The following is an 18,062-nucleotide window of genomic DNA, read 5'->3' on the forward strand; positions in this document are numbered from 1 at the left end:
GCGAGGTCAGTCGCGTACGGGGTGTTCGATGGAGACCCTGGGCAGTTTTCGGGCCAGCGGGGCAGGGAGCCACCACGCCCATGTGCCGAGCAGCTGCATGACGGCGGGGACGATGAGGCATCGGATGACCACGGCGTCGAGGAGGATGGCGACGGCCAGGCCGAGGCCGAACTGCTGGAGCATGCGGTCGTCGCTGAGGACGAACGCGCCGAAGACGAACATCATGATGGCCGCTGCCGCGGTGATGACCTTGCCGGTGGAGGCGAGCCCTTCCCGTACGGATCGTGCGGGGTCCTCGGTGCGTGTCCATTCCTCGTGGATGCGGGAGATGAGGAAGACCTCGTAGTCCATGGACAGCCCGAAGACGATCGCGAAGATCAGCGCGGGGATGAACGCCTCGACGGGGCCCGGCTGCGCTCCGAACCAGCCGTGCTGGAACACCAGGGTGATCACGCCCAGCGCAGCGGAGATGGACAGCAGGTTCAGGACGGCGGCCTTGGCGGGAATCCATACCGACCGGAAGACCAGCAACAGCAGGAGCGAGGAGACGCCGACGACGACGGCGACGAACAGGGGCAGTCGGCGCGCGAGTGTCTCGGACACGTCCTGGGAGGCCGCCGTGGCACCCCCGACCAGGACATCGGCACCGGTGGCCCGCTCCAGGGGCGGCGCCACGTCGTCACGCAGGTGGTGGACGAGGTCCACTGTTCCCTCGGCCTGAGGTGAGGTCGTGGGGTAGACGAAGACGGTCGACAGGGCGCCGTCCTCGGACGGCATCGGGGGGCTGGCTTCGGCGACGCCGTTTGTCTTGGCGAGCCCCGCCTGGACGGTCCTGCCGACTTCTTGATCGCCCTTGACCAGGACGATCAGCGGCCCGTTGAAGCCGGGGCCGAAGCCCTCGGCGAGCAGGTCGTAGGCGTGGCGGGAGGTGGTCTCCTCGGGGTCGTTGCCGGAGTCGGCGAATCCCAGGCGCATGCCCAGGGCCGGTGCGGACAGGGCCAGGAGCACGATCACGCCGGCCAACAGGGTCGGGATCGGGCGTCTTTGCACGGCGCGTGCCATGGCCCGCCAGCCGTTGCCCTCCGTCTTGCCCTTCCGGGCGTTCCTGGCCTGCTGTTTGCGTACGTGGCGCTGGATGCGCCTGCCGAACAGTGCCAGCAGGGCAGGCAGCAGCACCAGGGAGGCGGCCATGGTGACCAGGACGGTGACGGCCACGGCGAGGGCAATGCCCCGCAGCGAGCCGAGCCCGAGGGCGACCAGGCCGAGGAGGGCGACGATGACGGTGCAGCCAGCGAAGAAGACCGTGCGGCCGGCGGAGTCGAGGGCCTTGCGGCCGGCCTCCGCGGGCTGGATGCCCGTCAGGAGTTCATGGCGGTAGCGGTAGAAGATCAGCAGGGCGTAGTCGACGCCGACGCCGAGGCCGACCAGCATCAGGATGGGCGGGGTGAAGTCGGCGACGGTGAAGAGGTGCGAGGCCAGGGCGATCAGGCCGATGGCGCCGCCGACGGCGAACAGCGCGGTGATCAGTGGCAGTGATGCCGCCAGCAGTGAACCGAACAGCAGCACCAGAATGACCAGGGCCGCCGCGATACCGGCGAGTTCGGCGGTCGGGCCCGCCTTGTCCTCCGCGTTGCGCGCGGCCTCGCCGCCCACCTCGACCTGGAGGCGCCCGGTGGCGATGCTCTGCGCGGTGTCGATGATCTTCGCGACGTCCTCCTTGGGGACGTCCTCCGTCTTGCCGTCCAGCGTGACGGACGCGTAGGCGATCGTGCCGTCCTCGGACACCGCTGACGCGTCGCTGAAGGGGCTGCGCACGTCGGCGACCCCTGGCAGGTGCTTCACCTGGGACAGCATCGGCTCGACGCTGCCCCGGGCCCGCTCGATACCGGCCGTGTCCTTGAAGACGATCTCGACGCTGTCACCGGCCTGGTCACTGCCGTGCTTCCTGAACAGGTCGGTGGCCGCCTGGGAATCGGTGCCCGGCAGCGAGAAGTCGTTCCGGTACGCGGAACCGGCAGCGGTGGAACCCAGCGTGATGGCGGCCACCACGGCCACCCAGAGCAGCAGGGCTGCCCAGCGATGACGTTGCGCCCAGCCCGCCAGGGCACCGAACCGCCCGACGGACACGGACGGTTCGGTGCCCTGTGGCGCGGGCGGGACGAGGGACGCGGCGGAGCCGCGGGGGGAAGACATGATGCCTACCTCGAATTCGAGCGAGTGTTGCCTGAGGTCATCGCCGCCGCGCCCACGACCGCTCCGGCCGGAGCAGGTACACCGAGCGCCGGCCCGGCGAACACACCGGTGGCCGTGATCGAGCGTTACCGGTGACGGTGATCAGCAGAATTCCGGCAGCGGCACCCACAAGTGCGGCGACGAAGGCAGCACTGATCCGGGTGGAGGTGGCGGACGACGACATGCCTCGATCGTGCTCGTGAGCCCCGGCCGCGGGCGTCGGCCCACGGCTGACAGTCGGCCTGCACCAGCGGCACGAGGCGACGGCCGTGCCGTACACCAGCAGATGTACGGCGCAGCCGCCGCGTACCTCTCCAGCACCCAATCGCGACGCACATGCGGACATAGGGCCCTGGTCACAGCCATGCCGCAGGCAGAATCGAGTCATGCCTCACCTCGACGCCACGCGCCTCCGTCTGCCCACAGGGCCACGTGCCGACCTGGCGCTCGCCGGGGTCGTGCTGGTACTGGCAGGGGTGGCCGAGGGGCAGCGGCTGGGCTCGGACTGGGACGCGACCCCCTCGGTGATCGGCGCCTGGCTCCTGGCAGTGGCGGTGTGCGCGGCGCTGCCTTTGCGGCGCCGAAGGCCGGTGGCGGTCGGCTGGTTGACGGTGATCGGCACCGGCATCTACTACCTGCTGAGCACGGTCGACGGTCCGCTGGTCGTGATCCCGATCGCCGCGCTGTACGCGCTGGCCGCCCAGGGGCGGACGCGGGCATCGATCGCCATGGCGGCGGTGATGGTCGTCGGCGTGGGAGTGGGAGTTCTGGTCGGCCCCGGCGATGTCAGCGGCACGGCGGTGTTCATGCTGACCGGCTGGCTGGTCGCGGTGGTGGCGCTGGGGGCGATGCGCCACGGCCGGGTCGCCTTCGCCGAGGAGGAAGCGAGGCTGCGCGCCACGCAGGAGCGGCTGCGTATCGCCCGTGAGCTGCACGACGTGATCGGCCACAACATGTCGATGATCCACGTGCAGGCGTCGTCCGCCCTGCACCGGATGCACAAGAACCCCGCCCAGGCGCAGGAAGCGCTGACCGCCATCAAGCTGGGCAGCAAGGAGGGGCTGCGGGAACTGCGCGCCACCCTCGGCGTACTGCGTCAGGTCGACGAGGAGGCTCCCACCGCTCCGTCGCCGGGGTTGTCCGGGATCGAGGACCTGGTCTCCTCGACCGCCCGGACGGGTGTGGACGTCCGCATCGCGCGGAGCGGAACCCCGTCGCCGCTGCCGGCATCGGTGGACCTCGCCGCCTATCGCATCGTCCAGGAATCACTGACCAACGCCGTCAAGCACAGCGGCGCCCGTCACGTCGTCGTCCGGATCCACTGCGGCGACCGGGAACTGACGCTCAGCGTCCAGGACGATGGGCACGGTGCGACCCGTTCCGGAAACAGGGGCGGCAGCGGGATCGCGGGCATGACGGAACGGGCGCGCGCACTGGGCGGAACGCTGAGCGCCGGGACCGGCAGTGCGGGCGGGTTCGTCGTCCGAGCCCGGCTACCGTTCTCAGACCACCATGAGCCGATCGGCGGAGCAGTTGATGATCAAGATCCTGCTGGCGGATGACCAGCGCCTGGTGCGCGCCGGGATTCGCGGCATCCTCGACGACGAGGACGACCTGCAGGTGGTCGCCGAGGCCGCCGACGGGCAGGCCGCCCTCGCCGCCTGTCGTGAACTGCGGCCCGACGTGGTGCTGATGGACATCCGCATGCCCGTCATGGACGGGCTCGAAGCCGCCCGTCGCATCACCGCGGATGAGCGACTGGCGGCGGTGAAGGTGGTCATGCTGACGACGTTCGACCTCGACGAGTACGTGTACGGGGCGTTGCGAGCCGGTGCCACGGGCTTCCTCGTGAAGGACACCGAACCGGCGGAACTCCTGCAGGCGGTGCGCGTCGCCGTGCAAGGCGACGCACTCATCAGCCCCTCCGTCGCCCGCAGGCTCATCGCCGAATTCGCCGACCGCCCGGACCCCGCCCGGGGTCCCGACCCACGCCTCGACGCGCTGACCGGCCGCGAACGTGAAGTCATGACGTTGATCGCCGCCGGATGCACCAACGCGGAGATCGCCGCACAGTTGGTGGTCTCACCTCTGACCGCGAAGACCCACGTCAGCCGCATCATGGCCAAACTCGGCGCCCGGGACAGGTCCCAAGTCGTGGTCATGGCCTACGAGTACCGCATGGTCAGCCCCGGCTGGCTCACGGACTGAATTCCCAGCTGTGCGTAACGACTGGACTATCTGTACGAGGACACCCCCGGCCAGTGATACGGCCAGCCGCCCGGCTTCTTACGACGTAGGTCAAAGGCCGTGGTTCGGTGCGCTTCTGTAGTGCGTCTCTGTAGCGAGAAAGCCTCGCGCCGCGGAGGTGACCCGGTCGCGAATGTGCTGCTGATCCAAAGGTTGATCGTTCGGCAGGTCGAGCGCTCTCGCCAGATTAACAATGGGTTGCAGCAGGTCGGGGTAGTCGAGTTCAGCTACGGCTTCGTCACAGATCAGCTTCGCTCCGTACACGGGATCGAGTCGGCACGCCATGATCTGACCGGCCCACCACCGGGCTGCGGTCCATCGCGCCTTGGCGAGATCGTCCGAGGACAGTGGCAGCAGACTCAACTCTTCCACCACAAGGGCGAACAGCTCTCGGGCCTGGGGATACTCACCATGCGCGAGGCCGGCCAGCAAGGGGAGCGACGGAGCCTCGACGTCGGCCATCAGGGCGTCCAGGCCCAACTGGACCAGGTAGGCGTCCGAGGGGCGCTGCCAGGGTGCCATGGCCAAGTCCGCAGCGGCCATGCGCATCAGGCTGATCGCCACCACTGCGTCCATGCTGTCGCCGCCTCATCGGGCCGTAGCGTTCGAGCAGTTCACGCCAGGAGATCCCGGTCCGATTCTTGTCGACCATCCCGTTGACGACAATCCGGTCCGACACTCGCGGATGCCCCGTCGCGGCCCGCGGGATCAGCGGAGCGAGCAACTCTCCCTACAGATGGGCGGCAACCGTTTGTGTCAGTACGTTGCGTGAGACAGCGCCGATGAGTTCGACCAGCTCGCCGTGCCTCAGGGGGCGTCGCTCAAAGTTCGCCGGGTCCGGCGCATGCGTTCTCGGTGATTTCTTGGGCCGAGAACGCATGGTGACGCCGCCTCAGATGGTCGGGGTGTCGTCGACAACCGGCCTGTGGATCTCCACGACCGGCTTCCACCCCTCGGAGAACTCGATGAAGTCCGCACGGGTGGGGTAGGTGTCGATCGCGCGACGGTCACGCTTGGGAGTGTCGCCCCCCTTGCGTCCCCGGGGAATCTGCTCCTCGAAGATGTCGACCTTCACGTCGGGAACCTCCTTGAGGCCCTGGCGCCAGATCTGCACGACGTCGGCGCCGAACGCCTGCCGAGCCGCAGCGTAAAGAGCCGAGAGGGCCCCCTTGTCCCCACCGGGGACGAAAAGCGCCAGATCCAGCACGACACCGGCGGACTGGAGGACCTCGATGGTCACCGAGCCCTTTTCGTCGGCAACGTAGATACCGGCTTCGTTCTCGTCGTCAGGAAGGCAGGAAACCTCTTCCTGGAATACGGTGCGCGCCGTGACCGAACCGCCCTCGAAATCCTCACCGGACTTCGTCAGAAAAGCAGAAACATAGCAGTCGGGAATCTTGAGTTCTGCCGTACCGGCGGAAACGAAGATCCTGTCCTTCACGCCGAGCTTCGTCACCTCTTCCAGCGAGAGGCGGCGAGCGGCGATCTTCTCCGTGTTCACGATTTCCCTTTCAGGTTGCACTGTCCCTGCGAACAAGGACGCTACCACGAAACCCTGAGGTCAACTGCCCAGTAGCTCCTGGGTACATGGCCTCCGACGAGCCGCACGGGAGGGCGCCGAAGCGAGTGCCATTCGGCCGGTAACACGCGTCCGCCGGATAGCGGCCCTCGCCATGGTTGGGGATCAACCGACGGTTGCTTTCCGGTGCGTCGGGTGGCGCAGAGGAACTAAAACTGGGCTTACGGTAGATATCACCCATACCGTCTTCGGGGATGCGTTGGCAGGGTAAGGCGAACCATTCGTCGTACATCTCGAAGAACGCAGCGGAAACCAGCCGGATGGTTCGACAACGCGACAACGGAGACCCCACCGGCGACATCCGGATGGAGCGCGAACGGGAAGTCGCGTACTACCCAGCCCTCTTCGGCCTCGACTTCGGCGTAGTCGGCTGATGCCCGGTTGCTGACGTCTCGTCCTGTTGGACGGGGTCCGGTACAGCCCTCGGTCGCCTCCGCGTCGCGAGGGGAGAGTCTCTGCGTCGAGCCGGGCGCGACGCCGACCCGATGCTCCGGCAGAAGCCGGGCATCGGGTCGGCCGCTCTCAGGGGCGAACGCCGCAGCGGGACAGCAGGCACAGATTGAAGCCCTGGGTGTTGCTGGGGCCGGAGCTCTGCTCACCCGTGGAGGATCCGACCGAGCAGTCGGACAGCAGGCAGAGGTTGCCTCCCTGCACGCCGCGATAGGCGGTTGAGGAGATCCCCTGCGCCGAGGGCGCGCCGCCGTACTGGTTCGACAGTGCGGAGTGTGTCTGTCGGCCGGTCGTCTCCTCGGGTGTGGCCGCTCCGGCGGATGTCGCGCCGGCTATCAACAGCGCGCCGGCGGCGGTGGACACAGCACCCCATCGCAGGACAGTGGCAGGCAAGTTCATGGACTCTCCAAGACCTCGTACGGCAGACGGTTCGTCATGAGGTCTCCGATGCCGTGGGGCCGGGCGGCTTGGTCGACGCGGGAACATTCTTCGGCGTACGGCTGTACGCGTTGGCGAACTGCAAAAGAAGAGCCTCCGCTGACGTGTCGTGCGTCACAGCACCAATCCGGCATCTCTGTGGCCCCGGACCATTTCTGTGAAGAACTTTCCGGGCCACACCGACGCTTTAGGGATCGACGGCACGCAGGTGCATCCCTGCGAGTAGCCGTTCGCAATCGTGACGAAGAACGAAAGGCCGGGGTGGGCGGACACCTGCATCAGCGCAGCTCGCAGCACGCGCTCACCATGTGCCGCCAACCGCAGATCGGCTCGCTCAGCGCACCCGTACGTACCGAATTCGGACCCGCCACCGGCTTTCGGCGGCGGGACCTGCGCAGGACTTCCACAGAGGTGAAAACACGTGACCGACGCACCGCACACCGACCCTTCGACGGGGCAGCTGCCCTTGACAGCGGCGCAGCGGGGGCTCTGGTTCGCCCAGCGGATCGACGTGGAGAACCCGTCGTTCAACGTGGCCGAGTACGCGGATGTCCACGGGCCGGTCGACCCCGCAATTCTGCGGGCCGCGGTCGGACGGGTGGCGGTGGAGGCCGAAGCGCTGCGGGTGACGTTCGGCGACGACGACGGAGTTCCCTTCCAGCGGATCGGCTCCCGAGCGGACGCGGACATCGACGTCCCGCTGGTCGATCTGTCCGGGGCCGAGGACCCGCGAGGTGAGGCGTTGCGGCGCATGGAGTCGGCTCTTCGGCAGCCCGCCGACATCGTCACGGGCCCGTTGGTGAGCATGACCCTGTACCGGCTGGCGCCGGGGCGTCACCTCTTCCACCAGCAGGTGCACCACCTCGCGCTCGACGGATTCGGGGCCGCGCTCGCGCTCGCGCGGATCGCCGAGGTCTACACCGCGCTGGTCTCCGACGCCGACCCGTCGCCCGGCCCGGGCGGCACCCTTGAGGCAGTCGTCGAGCAGGAGAGCGCGTACCGGGACTCGCCACAACTGCGTCTCGACCAGGAGTTCTGGGCGCGCTACCTGGCCGGCGCTCCCACTCCGACCGGCCTCGGCGATGCCCGGCGCCGCCCCGGGCACTCGGCGCTGCGTGTCAGCCGGGACTTCGACGGCATCCGGACGGAGCGGCTGCGCGCGGCGGCCAAACGCGCCGGTGTCGGCTGGCCGACGTTCTTCATGGCGGCCATGGCCGTCTATCTCCACCGCAGTCGCGGACTGGGCGAGGTCGTGCTCGGTCTGCCGGTGACCGGCCGGCGTACCGCTCTGGCCCGGACGACACCGGCGATGCTCAGCAACGTCCTGCCGATGCGGCTGGGCATATCACCGGCGGACCGGGTGGCCGACGTGGCGAAGCGTGCCTCCGCGCAGGCACGTGAGGTCCTGCGCCACCAGCGCTATCCGTCGGAGGACCTGCGCCGCGATCTCGGACTCATCGGTACGGACGTGCCGTTGACCGGACCGACCGTGAACATACTGGCGTTCGACGACACGCTCGCTTTCGGGCCGCATCGCGCGACCCTGCACAACCTGTCCATCGGCCCGGTCGAGGACCTGGCCGTCGCCGTGCACGCCTCGTACGCCGATGGTGGTCTGCGCGTCGATCTGCTGGGCAATCCGGGGCTGCACACCCCTCGGGAACTGGCGGATCATCACGAACGCCTCTGCCGACTGCTCGACGCCTTCGCACAGGACCCCGACCGTGCGATCGGCTCCCTGCAGTTCGTCGGCGCGGACGAACGCCGTGAGGTCCTTGGCCTCGCCGCGCAGAGTCCCCCTGACACCACCCGGCAGGCCGTCGACCGCTCGCCCCTGCCCGAGCAACTCGCAGCGCAAGCCAGGACCTCCCCCGACGAGACCGCCGTCGTCTGCGGCGCGACGCGGCTGACCTTCGCTCAGCTCGACGTCAAGGTCGACGCCCTGGCCGGTGCGCTGGCAGCCGCGGGTGCCGGGCCCGGCACGCGGGTGGCCGTGGGGCTGCCCAGGTCCACCAACCTCGTGGTGGCGATGCTGGCGGTGATGCGCACCGGTGCCGCCTATCTGCCGCTGGACCCGTCGTATCCCGCGTACCGGCTCGCCTTCATGGTCGAGGACTCACGGCCCGTCGCGCTGGTCGCGACGGCGCACACCGTCGACATCATGGATCCGCGGCGGGAACTGCCCCTCGTCGATCCGGCGCTCGCCGAGCAGGAACCGGATGCCGGCGCGCTGTGCCGTCCGGGCGGCCGCGACGCCGCGTACGTCATCTACACCTCGGGATCCACCGGCCGGCCCAAGGGTGTCGTCGTGGAGCACCGTTCGCTCAGCAACCTGCTCGACCACCACCGCATGGAGGCGTACGCGCTGGCCGAGGGGACTCTGGGGCGCAGGCTGCGGGTCGCGCTGACCGCCGCCACCTCCTTCGACGCCTCGTGGGACCCGGTGCTGTGGATGGTCGCGGGCCACGAACTGCACATCGTGGAGGACGGCGTACGCCGTGACCCCGAGGCGCTGGTGGACTTCCTCGTGACGCAGCGCATCGACGCCATCGAGACGACACCCGCCTACCTGCGCCACATGCTCGGCGCCGGTCTGCTCACCTCGCCCGACCACCGGCCGCGGGTCATCGCCCTGGGTGGCGAGGCGGTCGACGAAGACCTGTGGGACGAACTGGCGGGCCAGGCCGATCTGCTCGTCTTCAACTTCTACGGGCCCACGGAGACCACCGTCGACGCGGTGACCACCCGGATCACCGGCGGCAGCCCGGTCATCGGCCGGCCGATCGCGGGCGCCCGCGTCTACGTGCTCGACCCGTCCCTGCATCCGCTCCCCCACGGAGCCGTGGGCGAGCTGTACGTCTCCGGCGAGGGCGTGGCACGTGGGTACGCGGGCCGCCCGGGGCTCACGGCGGAGCGGTTCCTCCCGGACCCCTTCGGCCCGCCCGGCGAGCGTATGTACCGCACAGGGGACCTCGCCCGCTGGAGCGAGAGCGGGTCCCTGGAATTCCTCGGGCGCAGCGACCGTCAGATCAAGATCCGTGGCCATCGCGTGGAAACCGGGGAGATCGAGTCCGCGCTGCGGGCGCTGCCCGGCGTCACCGGGGCAGCGGTCACGGTGGCCTCGTCCGACGACGGAGTGGAGCGGCTCGCCGCCTATCTCGTACGCGACGGTGCGACCCGGGCAGACACCGATCTCGCCGACGTCCGTGACGCGCTCGCGGGATCGCTGCCCGAGCACATGGTGCCCTCCGCCTACGCGGTGGTACCGGTGCTGCCGTTGACCCCGAACGGAAAGCTGGATGCCGACCGGCTGCCGCGGGCGCGGCCCGTCTCCTCGCGCGGCGGCGATCCGCTCACCCCGGACGAATCGCGGATGTGTGAGGTCTTCGCCGCGTGTCTGGATCTGCCCCGGGTCGGCCGGGACGACAGCTTCTTCCTGCTCGGCGGGCACTCTCTGCTGGCGACACAGCTGGTGGGCCGGATTCGCCGCGCCTTCGGCGTGGAGCTCCCGATCCGCTCCCTGTTCGAGGCGCCGACCCCGGCGGGGCTCGTCCGGCAGTTGGCCACCGCCTCGGTCGCCAGGCCGCCGGTACGAGCGGTACGGCCGCGTCCCGACCGGCTGCCGCTGTCCTTCGGGCAGCAGCGGCTGTGGGTCCTCCATGAGGTGGACGGGGAATCGGACGCGTATCACCTGCCGGTCGCCCTGCGTCTGTCGGGCCCTTTGGACACGGACGCACTCGCCCTGGCGCTGTCCGACCTCACGGAGCGCCATGAGACTCTCCGTACGGTGTTCGCCGAGGACGAGGACGGCGCTCATCAGCGCGTCCTGTCGCCGGAATCCGCCCGCCCGCCGCTCGTGGTGATGCCCGCGTCGGCAACCGTGACCCCGGAGCCCGACCGTGCCCCGTTCGACCTGAGCCGGGATCTGCCGCTGCGTGCCCAGTTGTTCCCGACCGCGCCCCATGAGCACATGCTCGTACTGACGCTGCATCACATAGCGGTGGACGGCTGGTCGTTGGGACCGCTGATGCGCGACCTGTCGGTTGCCTACGCCGCCCGCTCCGCCGGCACATCGCCGCACTGGAAGCCGCTGGCCGTCCAGTACGCCGACTACGCCTTGTGGCAGCGAGCCCTGCTCGGAGATCCCCGTCGGGCGGACAGTGTCGCCGGGCGCCAGCTCGCGCACTGGTCGACGGTCCTCGACGGCCTGCCGCAGGGGCTGACGTTCCCCCTGGACCGGCCGCGGCCGACCCACGGTTCGGGCCGCGGCGGGAAGGTGCCGGTCGCGATCGACGCGGCGACGCACCGCGCCCTGGTGGGATTGGCGGCCGAGTGCGGTGCCAGCGGGTTCATGGTGCTGCACGCCGCGCTGGCCGCCCTGATGTCCCGGCTGGGGGCGGGTGAGGACATCGCGATCGGGACACCGGTGGCGGGCCGCGCCGACGAGAGCCTCGCCGATGTGGTGGGTTTCTTCGTCAACACCCTGGTGCTGAGGACCGATACGTCGCAGTCCCCCACCTTCCGCGAGCTCGTCGCGCGGGTCCGGCACGCCGACCTGGCGGCCTACGCCCACCAGGACCTGCCCTTCGAGCGCATCGTGGAGGAGATGACGCCGGAGCGTTCCCTCTCCCGGCACCCTCTCTTCCAGGTCATGCTCAGTCTGAACAACACGCCTCCGCCCTCTCTTTCCCTCGACGGGCTCACCGTCCGCCACGAGACGGCGATCGGCGGCGCCGGGGCCAAGTTCGACCTCACCTGGGACCTGACGGAGCGTCACGACAGTGACGGGGTGCCGACCGGCATCGAGGGTGAACTGGAGTTCAGCCAGGACCTCTTCGACCGTGACACGGCCGTTCGCTTCGCCGAGCATTTCTCCCGGCTGGTCGGGGCCGTGCTCGCCGCTCCCGACCGTCCCGCGGCCGACGTCGAGTTCCTGACCCCGACGCAGCGAGCCGCTGCCCTGGGTGCTCTGCCGTCGGCCTCCCCGGCACCCACGAGTTCTTCCTCGACCCACTTCCATCCCGCTCCCGGAGAAAAGGGGTCCGTGGACGAGGACATCACCGTCGTCGACATGTTCACCACCTGTGCCACCCTGCAGCCGAACCGCACGGCCGTGGTCGCCGCGGACGGCCGGCTGACCTTCGGCGAGCTGCTGGAGCGCAGCGAGCAACTCGCCCGCGTCCTGGGGGATTTCGGCATCTCCGCCGGGGACCGGGTGGCGGTCGCGCTGCCTCGTGACACCTCCCACATCGTGGCGCTCATGGGTGTGCTGCGTTCCGGAGCGGCGTACGTACCGCTGGATCTCTCGCACCCCCTCGCCCGCAACCAACTGATCCTCGACTCGGCTGCTCCGCGACTGCTGCTGACGACGACGGCCGCCGACAGCGGCGTGCCGGGCACGACGGAGCGTCTCTTCCTCGACGATCCTCAGGTCTGGCTCCCCGCCCACGGCACTCCCGCCGCGGCCGGGCCGCGGCCGCACGACGTGGCCTATGTGCTCCACACGTCGGGATCCACCGGCCTGCCCAAGGGCGTGGCCGTGGAGCACCGCGCGCTGCTGAACCTGTTCACCGGACATCGCGAGCGGTTGATGGGTCCGGCGGAGGCGGAGAACAACGGTCTGCCGCTGCGTGTCGCGCTCACCGCGGCCATGACCTTCGACGCGTCCTGGGACCCGCTGCTCTGGATGATCGCCGGGCACGAGCTCCATCTGGTGGACGACGCCACGCGCCGCGACGCCGAGGCGCTGACCACGCTGATCCACGACAGCTCCGTCGACGTCGTCGAGACCACTCCGTCCTTCCTCGAACAGCTCAGGGCCTGTGGCCTGTTCGCTCCCGGCCGCCCCCGTCCGCGCGTACTCGCCCTCGGCGGTGAACCCCTCAACGAGGCACTGTGGCGGGAGTTGGGCACTCTGCACGACGTCGCCGTCTGGAACCTCTACGGGCCGACGGAGACCACGGTGGACAGCGTGATGGGGCGCGTCACCTACGGCACCCGCCCGCACCTGGGGAGTGCCGTCGCGGGGATGTGGGCCCGCGTCCTCGACGCACGGCTGCTTCCCGTCGCCCCCGGCGCGACCGGCGAGCTCTACCTCAGCGGCGCGGGCCTCGCCCGCGGGTACGAGAACCGCTTCTCCGACACGGCGGGCCGTTTCCTCCCCGACCCCTACGGGCCGACAGGAACGCGCATGTACCGCACCGGTGACCTCGTGCGGCGTCGGCAAGGGCTCCTCGAATACGTCGGTCGCGCCGACGGCCAGGTCAAGGTACGGGGTTTTCGTGTCGAGGCCGGGGAGGTCGAAACGGTGCTCGGCGGCCACCCGGAGGTGGCGCAGTCGGCGGTCGCCGTACGGCCCGACCGGCACGGCGACGGACGTCTGACCTGCTGGGTCGTCGCCTGCGACGGGCAGAAGCTCTCCTCCCGGACGCTGCGCGCCTTCATGGCCGACCGGCTCCCGGCCCACATGGTGCCCACCAGCATCGTCCCCGTGGCCGCGCTGCCGCTGACCGCGCACGGAAAGGTCGACTTCAACGCCCTGCCGCTCGAAGCGCTGCCCGCGCAGGGAGACGAACCGGCCGGCACAGGCCCGGGGGCGGACGGCGGCGCCGGAGATCCGCCGCGTTCCGCGCAGGAGGAGATCCTGTGCGCCCTGTTCGCCGAAAGCCTTGAGCAGCCGCGCGTCGGCCGCGACGACGACTTCTTCGAACTCGGCGGCCACTCGCTCCTCGCGACCCGCGTCATCAGCCGGATCCGTTCGGCCTTCGGCGTCGAGCTCCCGGTACGGGCCCTCTTCGAATCCACCACCCCGGCGGCACTGGCCGAGCGTCTGGACCTGGCCGGTACCGCACGACCGGTCCTGCGCCGCACCCACAGGCCCGCCCGTCCTCCGCTGTCACCGGCACAGCAACGGCTGTGGTTCCTGCACGAGATGGACCCCGACGCCTCCGCATACCACATATGCGTCGCCGTACGGCTGCGGGGCACCGTGGACCGCCCCGCCCTGCACCGCGCCCTCGCGGACGTGGTGGCCCGGCACGAGAGCCTGCGCACGCTCATCGACTCCGACGGGGACGAGCCCCACCAGGCCGTGCTCGCCCCCGGTGACGCGCGTCCCGACATGACGGTCACCGACCTGCCCGAGGCGGATCTTCCCCAGGCCCTGCGGGACGCGGCACGCAGGCCCTTCGACCTGGCGCACGAGATCCCGCTGCGCGCGGACCTGTTCCAGGTCGCCGAGGACCGGCACACTCTGCTGATCACCGTGCACCACATCGCCGCCGACGGCTGGTCGATGGGTCCGCTGGCCCAGGACCTGGCCGGCGCCTACGCGGCGCGGTCGGCGGGACGCGCGCCCGACTGGGCCCCTCTCCCGGTCCAGTACACGGACTACACGCTCTGGCAGCGGGACCTGCTGGGCAGTTCCGACGATCCGGGATCCCTGGCGACCGAGCAACTCGCCTACTGGAAGGCCGAGATGGCGGGGGCGCCCGAGGAGACCGCGTTGCCCGTCGACCGGTCCCGGCCGGCCGTGTCCACCGGGCGGGGCGCCACCGTCACCTTCCAGCTGCCGGCCGCCACGACCGCGGCGCTGTCCCGGCTGGCCAGGGAATCGTCCACCAGCACCTTCATGGTGCTGCACGCCGCACTCACCGCTCTTCTGCACCGCGTCGGCACCGGGGACGACATCACCATCGGTACGCCGGTCGCCGGCCGCACCGACGACGCCCTCGACCCCGTCGTCGGCTTCTTCGTCAACACGCTCGCGCTGCGCGCCGACGCCGCCGGCGATCCGACCTTCGGTGAACTGCTCGCCCGGGTGCGCGACACCGACCTCGCCGCCTACGCCCATCAGGAACTTCCCTTCGAGCGCCTGGTGGAGGAGCTGCGGCCCGGCCGATCCCTCAGCCGTCATCCCCTGTTCCAGGTGATGCTCACCCTCAACAACACCCGTCAGCCCCGGCTCGATCTCCCCGGCCTCCAGGCCGAGATCGAAGGAGTCGACACGGCGGGTGCCAAGTTCGACCTCTCCTTCAGCTTCACCCAGCGTCAGGGTGCCGCTCCGGGGAACGACGTCATCGACGCCACCCTGGAGTTCAGCCAGGACCTCTTCGACTCCGTCACCGCGCAGCGGATGACGGACTGGTTCCGCCGGCTGACGGCACAGGCCGTGGCCACGCCCGCCACCCGGTTGTCCGACCTCGAACTGATCGGAACGGAGGAACGGTCACACCTGCTCGCCCTCGGCCACTCGGGGGCCGCCGCGAGCGGCGCCGCCACCGTCCTCGACCGTTTCGCCGAAACCGTCTCCCACTCCCGCAGCGGCGACATCGCACTCACCGCGCCCGACGGCCGGGTGTCGTTCGCGGAACTCGACACCCGCTCCGACCGTATCGCCGCACTGCTCAGGGCGTCCGGGGTGGGCGCCGGCGACCCCGTGGCCGTCCTGCTGCCCCGCTCCGTCGACTCCGTGGCGACGCTGCTCGGGGTGTTCAAGGCCGGCGCGATCTGCGCTCCGCTGGACGCCGGACTCCCGTCGGGTCGTATCGGGGCCGTGCTGGACGACATCAGCCCCGCCCTGGTCGTCACCGCCGACGCCACCCGGCAGCTGATCCCCGGGGCGTGGCCGCGCCTGATCCTCGACCACCCGGAGACCGCCCAGCTCCTCCGGTCACCCGCCTCCTGCGCTCCGACGACACCACCCGTGCCGGGCGCCGCCGCCTACCTGATCCACACCTCGGGCTCGACCGGCAGGCCCAAGGGCGTACGCGTCGGACACGCCTCGCTCGCCCGGCTCCTGGACCACCATCGCAGGCACACCTTCGCCGCGGCCGTACGAGCCGGCGGACGCAAGCGGCTGAAGGTGGCCCTCAGCGCCTCCCTGTCCTTCGACGCGTCCCTTGACCCGCTGCTCTGGATGATCGACGGGCATCACCTGCATCTGCTCGACGACCTCACCCGGCGCGACAGCGAAGCGTTCGTCGACGCGGTGCGCGCCCAGCGCCTGGACGTCCTGGAGTCGACCCCGACCCACATCCGCCAGCTCCTGGACGCGGGACTGCTCGCCCCGGGCGGCTCCCACCGGTCGGCCGTCGTGATCCTGGGTGGTGAAGCCGTCCCGGCCGCGCTGTGGACCACGCTGCGTGCGGTCCCTGACGTCCAGAGCTGGAACTTCTACGGCCCCACGGAAGCCACCGTGGACACCCTGATCGCAGCCGTGCACGACACCGACCGGCCCGTGCTCGGTTCCCCGGTCACCGGCACCCGCGTGGCCCTGCTCGACACACGGCTCCGCCCGGTACCCGTCGGCGTCACAGGTGACCTGTACCTGGCCGGCGAGAGTCTGGCCCACGGCTACCACAACAGGTCGGCGGAGACCGCGACCAGCTTCGTACCGGACCCGTACGGACCTGCTGGAGCGCGTATGTACCGCACCGGCGACCGCGCGGTGCGCACCTCCGACGGCTCGCTGGAATTCGCCGGCCGCTCCGACGGCCAGACGAAGATCCGGGGCTTCCGGGTGGAGCCCGACGAGGTGACCGCCGTTCTCGAAACACACCCCGACGTCCGCCGGGCCGCCGTACTGCCCCATCAGAGCGGCCCCGCCGGCACCCGACTCGCCGCGTACGTCGTCCTCCGCGACCATCCGGACCGGGCAGGAACCGCCGCCGAACGACTCGCGGTCGTACGCGAGCACGCCGCCCGGCAGTTGCCCGCCTACATGGTTCCCTCCGGATGGCTGTCACTGGATCAACTGCCGCTGACAGCGAGCGGAAAGCTCGACCGGAAGTCCCTGCCGGATCCGGTGCCCCTGACCCGGACCGACACCGCGGGGCGCAGCCCGCGCAACCCCCGCGAAGACGTGCTGTGCACGCTGTTCGCCGAAGTCCTGGGCGTCGAGCAGGTCCTCATCGACGACGACTTCTTCGACCTGGGCGGCCACTCCCTCCTCGCGACCCGGCTCATCGGGCGCATCCGCGCCACGCTCGGCATCGAGATCAGCATCCGGAGCCTCTTCGAGGCACCCACCGTGGCGCTCCTCGCGGAACGCCTCCTCGACCCGGCCCAGGACAACCCGCTGGCGACCCTCCTGCCGCTGCGCACCACCGGCAGCCGCCCGCCGCTCTTCTGCGTCCACCCGGCGGGCGGTCTCGCCTGGTCCTACGGCGGGCTGCTGCCCCATCTCGATCCCGACCAGCCGTTGTACGGACTGCAGACCCCGAACCTCGACGGCAGCGCCCCGTTCCCCGACAGCATCGAGGCCATGGCGGCCGTCTACGTCGACGAACTGCGCGCCGTCCAAACCCAGGGCCCCTACCATCTGTTCGGCTGGTCCTTCGGCGGCAACGTCGTCCAGGAGGTCGCCGTCCAACTCCAGGAGGCCGGCGAACAGGTCGCCCTGCTGACCATCCTGGACGCCTTCCCGCTCGCCCCGCTCGACGACCTCGACAGCGCCGGCCGGGACACCGTCTTCCGTGCCCTGCTGTCCAACATGGGAGTCGGCGCGGACCGCCTCGACTCCGAAGGCCCCGTACGGGCCTCCTCGGTCCGCGAGGAGTTCCGGCGCGTCGGCAGCCCGCTCGGCTCGCTGGAACCGGCCGTCATCGACGCGATGGTCGACAACTTCGCCGGCCAGTCCCGGCTCATGAGGAAGTACACCCCTCGCACCTTCCACGGCCCGGCCCTGTTCTTCACAGCCGTCGAAGGACGCCCCGCCGACACCTTCGGACTGGACCTGTGGGCGCCCTATATCGACGGACCCATCGAGAACCACGACGTGCCGTGCGCACACGCCCAGATGATGCAGCCCGCAGCCCGGGAGCAGATCGGAACGACCCTGGCCGCAGCCCTGCGCGCCGGGCACCTGCCCACCCAAGGAGACCCCTCGTGACCAACCCCTTCGACGACCCCCGCACCCAGCACCGCGTTGTCATCAACGACGAGGGCCAGCACGCTCTGTGGCCGTCCTTCGCCGAAGTGCCCGCCGGCTGGGAGGCCGTCTTCGGCCCCGCCGAGCAGACCTCCTGCCTGGAATACGTCGAACTGCACTGGACCGACCTGACCCCCAGGAGCGCCCGCGTCGCCGTGGCCTGACACCCCGTCCCGTCCCACCACG

At 70.2% G+C, this 18,062-nt stretch carries 10 protein-coding genes and 1 pseudogene; 5 read left to right on the plus strand and 6 right to left on the minus strand.

The window, feature by feature from the left end; genetic code table 11:
- Positions 1-6: 6 nt before the first annotated feature.
- Complete coding sequence (locus ACZ60E_RS08445) at positions 7-2,193, minus strand: MMPL family transporter (RefSeq protein ID WP_469439052.1); 2,187 nt, start codon at positions 2,191-2,193, stop codon at positions 7-9.
- A 425-nt stretch (positions 2,194-2,618) separates the two neighbouring features.
- On the opposite strand from ACZ60E_RS08445, the gene ACZ60E_RS08450 reads away from it, so the two are divergent.
- Complete coding sequence (locus ACZ60E_RS08450) at positions 2,619-3,794, plus strand: sensor histidine kinase (RefSeq protein ID WP_469439053.1); 1,176 nt, start codon at positions 2,619-2,621, stop codon at positions 3,792-3,794.
- On the plus strand, positions 3,769-4,440 hold the full coding sequence (locus ACZ60E_RS08455) for a response regulator (protein ID WP_469439641.1): 672 nt from the start codon (positions 3,769-3,771) through the stop codon (positions 4,438-4,440). Before ACZ60E_RS08450 ends, ACZ60E_RS08455 begins: the two co-directional genes overlap by 26 nt.
- A gap of 90 nt (positions 4,441-4,530) precedes the next feature.
- On the opposite strand, the gene ACZ60E_RS08460 is transcribed toward ACZ60E_RS08455, so the two are convergent.
- The 3 genes and pseudogenes from ACZ60E_RS08460 to ACZ60E_RS08470 all read right to left on the minus strand — a co-directional run bounded on the left by ACZ60E_RS08460 (position 4,531) and on the right by ACZ60E_RS08470 (position 5,980).
- A complete protein-coding gene (locus ACZ60E_RS08460) occupies positions 4,531-5,055 on the minus strand; it encodes a hypothetical protein (RefSeq protein WP_469439673.1) in 525 nt (174 codons plus the stop codon).
- 22 nt (positions 5,056-5,077) lie between these two features.
- Positions 5,078-5,203: pseudogene (locus ACZ60E_RS08465) on the minus strand (hypothetical protein); the annotation flags it as partial.
- Between the two features lie 168 nt (positions 5,204-5,371).
- Complete coding sequence (locus ACZ60E_RS08470; protein WP_384808825.1) at positions 5,372-5,980, minus strand: hypothetical protein; 609 nt, start codon at positions 5,978-5,980, stop codon at positions 5,372-5,374.
- A 272-nt stretch (positions 5,981-6,252) separates the two neighbouring features.
- Between ACZ60E_RS08470 and ACZ60E_RS08475 the strand changes: the two genes are divergently transcribed.
- Positions 6,253-6,432 carry a hypothetical protein gene (locus ACZ60E_RS08475; RefSeq protein WP_469439054.1) on the plus strand — a complete coding sequence of 60 codons (180 nt, stop codon included), beginning with the start codon at positions 6,253-6,255 and terminating at the stop codon, positions 6,430-6,432.
- 148 nt (positions 6,433-6,580) lie between these two features.
- Here ACZ60E_RS08475 and ACZ60E_RS08480 read toward each other — a convergent pair whose 3' ends face one another.
- Both ACZ60E_RS08480 and ACZ60E_RS08485 read right to left on the minus strand, forming a co-directional pair.
- Positions 6,581-6,907: a hypothetical protein gene (locus ACZ60E_RS08480; RefSeq protein ID WP_469439055.1), complete on the minus strand. Its 327-nt coding sequence runs from the start codon at positions 6,905-6,907 to the stop codon at positions 6,581-6,583.
- A gap of 153 nt (positions 6,908-7,060) precedes the next feature.
- Complete coding sequence (locus tag ACZ60E_RS08485) at positions 7,061-7,243, minus strand: hypothetical protein (RefSeq protein ID WP_469439056.1); 183 nt, start codon at positions 7,241-7,243, stop codon at positions 7,061-7,063.
- A 124-nt stretch (positions 7,244-7,367) separates the two neighbouring features.
- Between ACZ60E_RS08485 and ACZ60E_RS08490 the strand changes: the two genes are divergently transcribed.
- Complete coding sequence (locus ACZ60E_RS08490) at positions 7,368-17,837, plus strand: amino acid adenylation domain-containing protein (RefSeq protein WP_469439057.1); 10,470 nt, start codon at positions 7,368-7,370, stop codon at positions 17,835-17,837.
- Positions 17,834-18,040, plus strand: coding sequence for an MbtH family protein (locus tag ACZ60E_RS08495; protein WP_210884330.1), 207 nt, complete (start codon positions 17,834-17,836; stop codon positions 18,038-18,040). The genes ACZ60E_RS08490 and ACZ60E_RS08495 overlap by 4 nt, the downstream gene beginning before the upstream one ends.
- The last annotated feature ends 22 nt before the right edge of the window (positions 18,041-18,062 follow it).

The sequence above is a fragment of the Streptomyces sp. NPDC102514 genome (assembly GCF_055584525.1).

What these genes read in the sequence shown, in the direction of transcription:
- ACZ60E_RS08445 (WP_469439052.1), bottom strand. Translation starts at nt 2,193, where the DNA reads ATGTCTTCCCCCCGCGGCTCCGCCGCGTCCCTCGTCCCGCCCGCGCCA.
- ACZ60E_RS08450 (WP_469439053.1), top strand. Translation starts at nt 2,619, where the DNA reads ATGCCTCACCTCGACGCCACGCGCCTCCGTCTGCCCACAGGGCCACGT.
- ACZ60E_RS08455 (WP_469439641.1), top strand. Translation starts at nt 3,769, where the DNA reads ATGATCAAGATCCTGCTGGCGGATGACCAGCGCCTGGTGCGCGCCGGG.
- ACZ60E_RS08460 (WP_469439673.1), bottom strand. Translation starts at nt 5,055, where the DNA reads ATGGACGCAGTGGTGGCGATCAGCCTGATGCGCATGGCCGCTGCGGAC.
- ACZ60E_RS08475 (WP_469439054.1), top strand. Translation starts at nt 6,253, where the DNA reads ATGCGTTGGCAGGGTAAGGCGAACCATTCGTCGTACATCTCGAAGAAC.
- ACZ60E_RS08480 (WP_469439055.1), bottom strand. Translation starts at nt 6,907, where the DNA reads ATGAACTTGCCTGCCACTGTCCTGCGATGGGGTGCTGTGTCCACCGCC.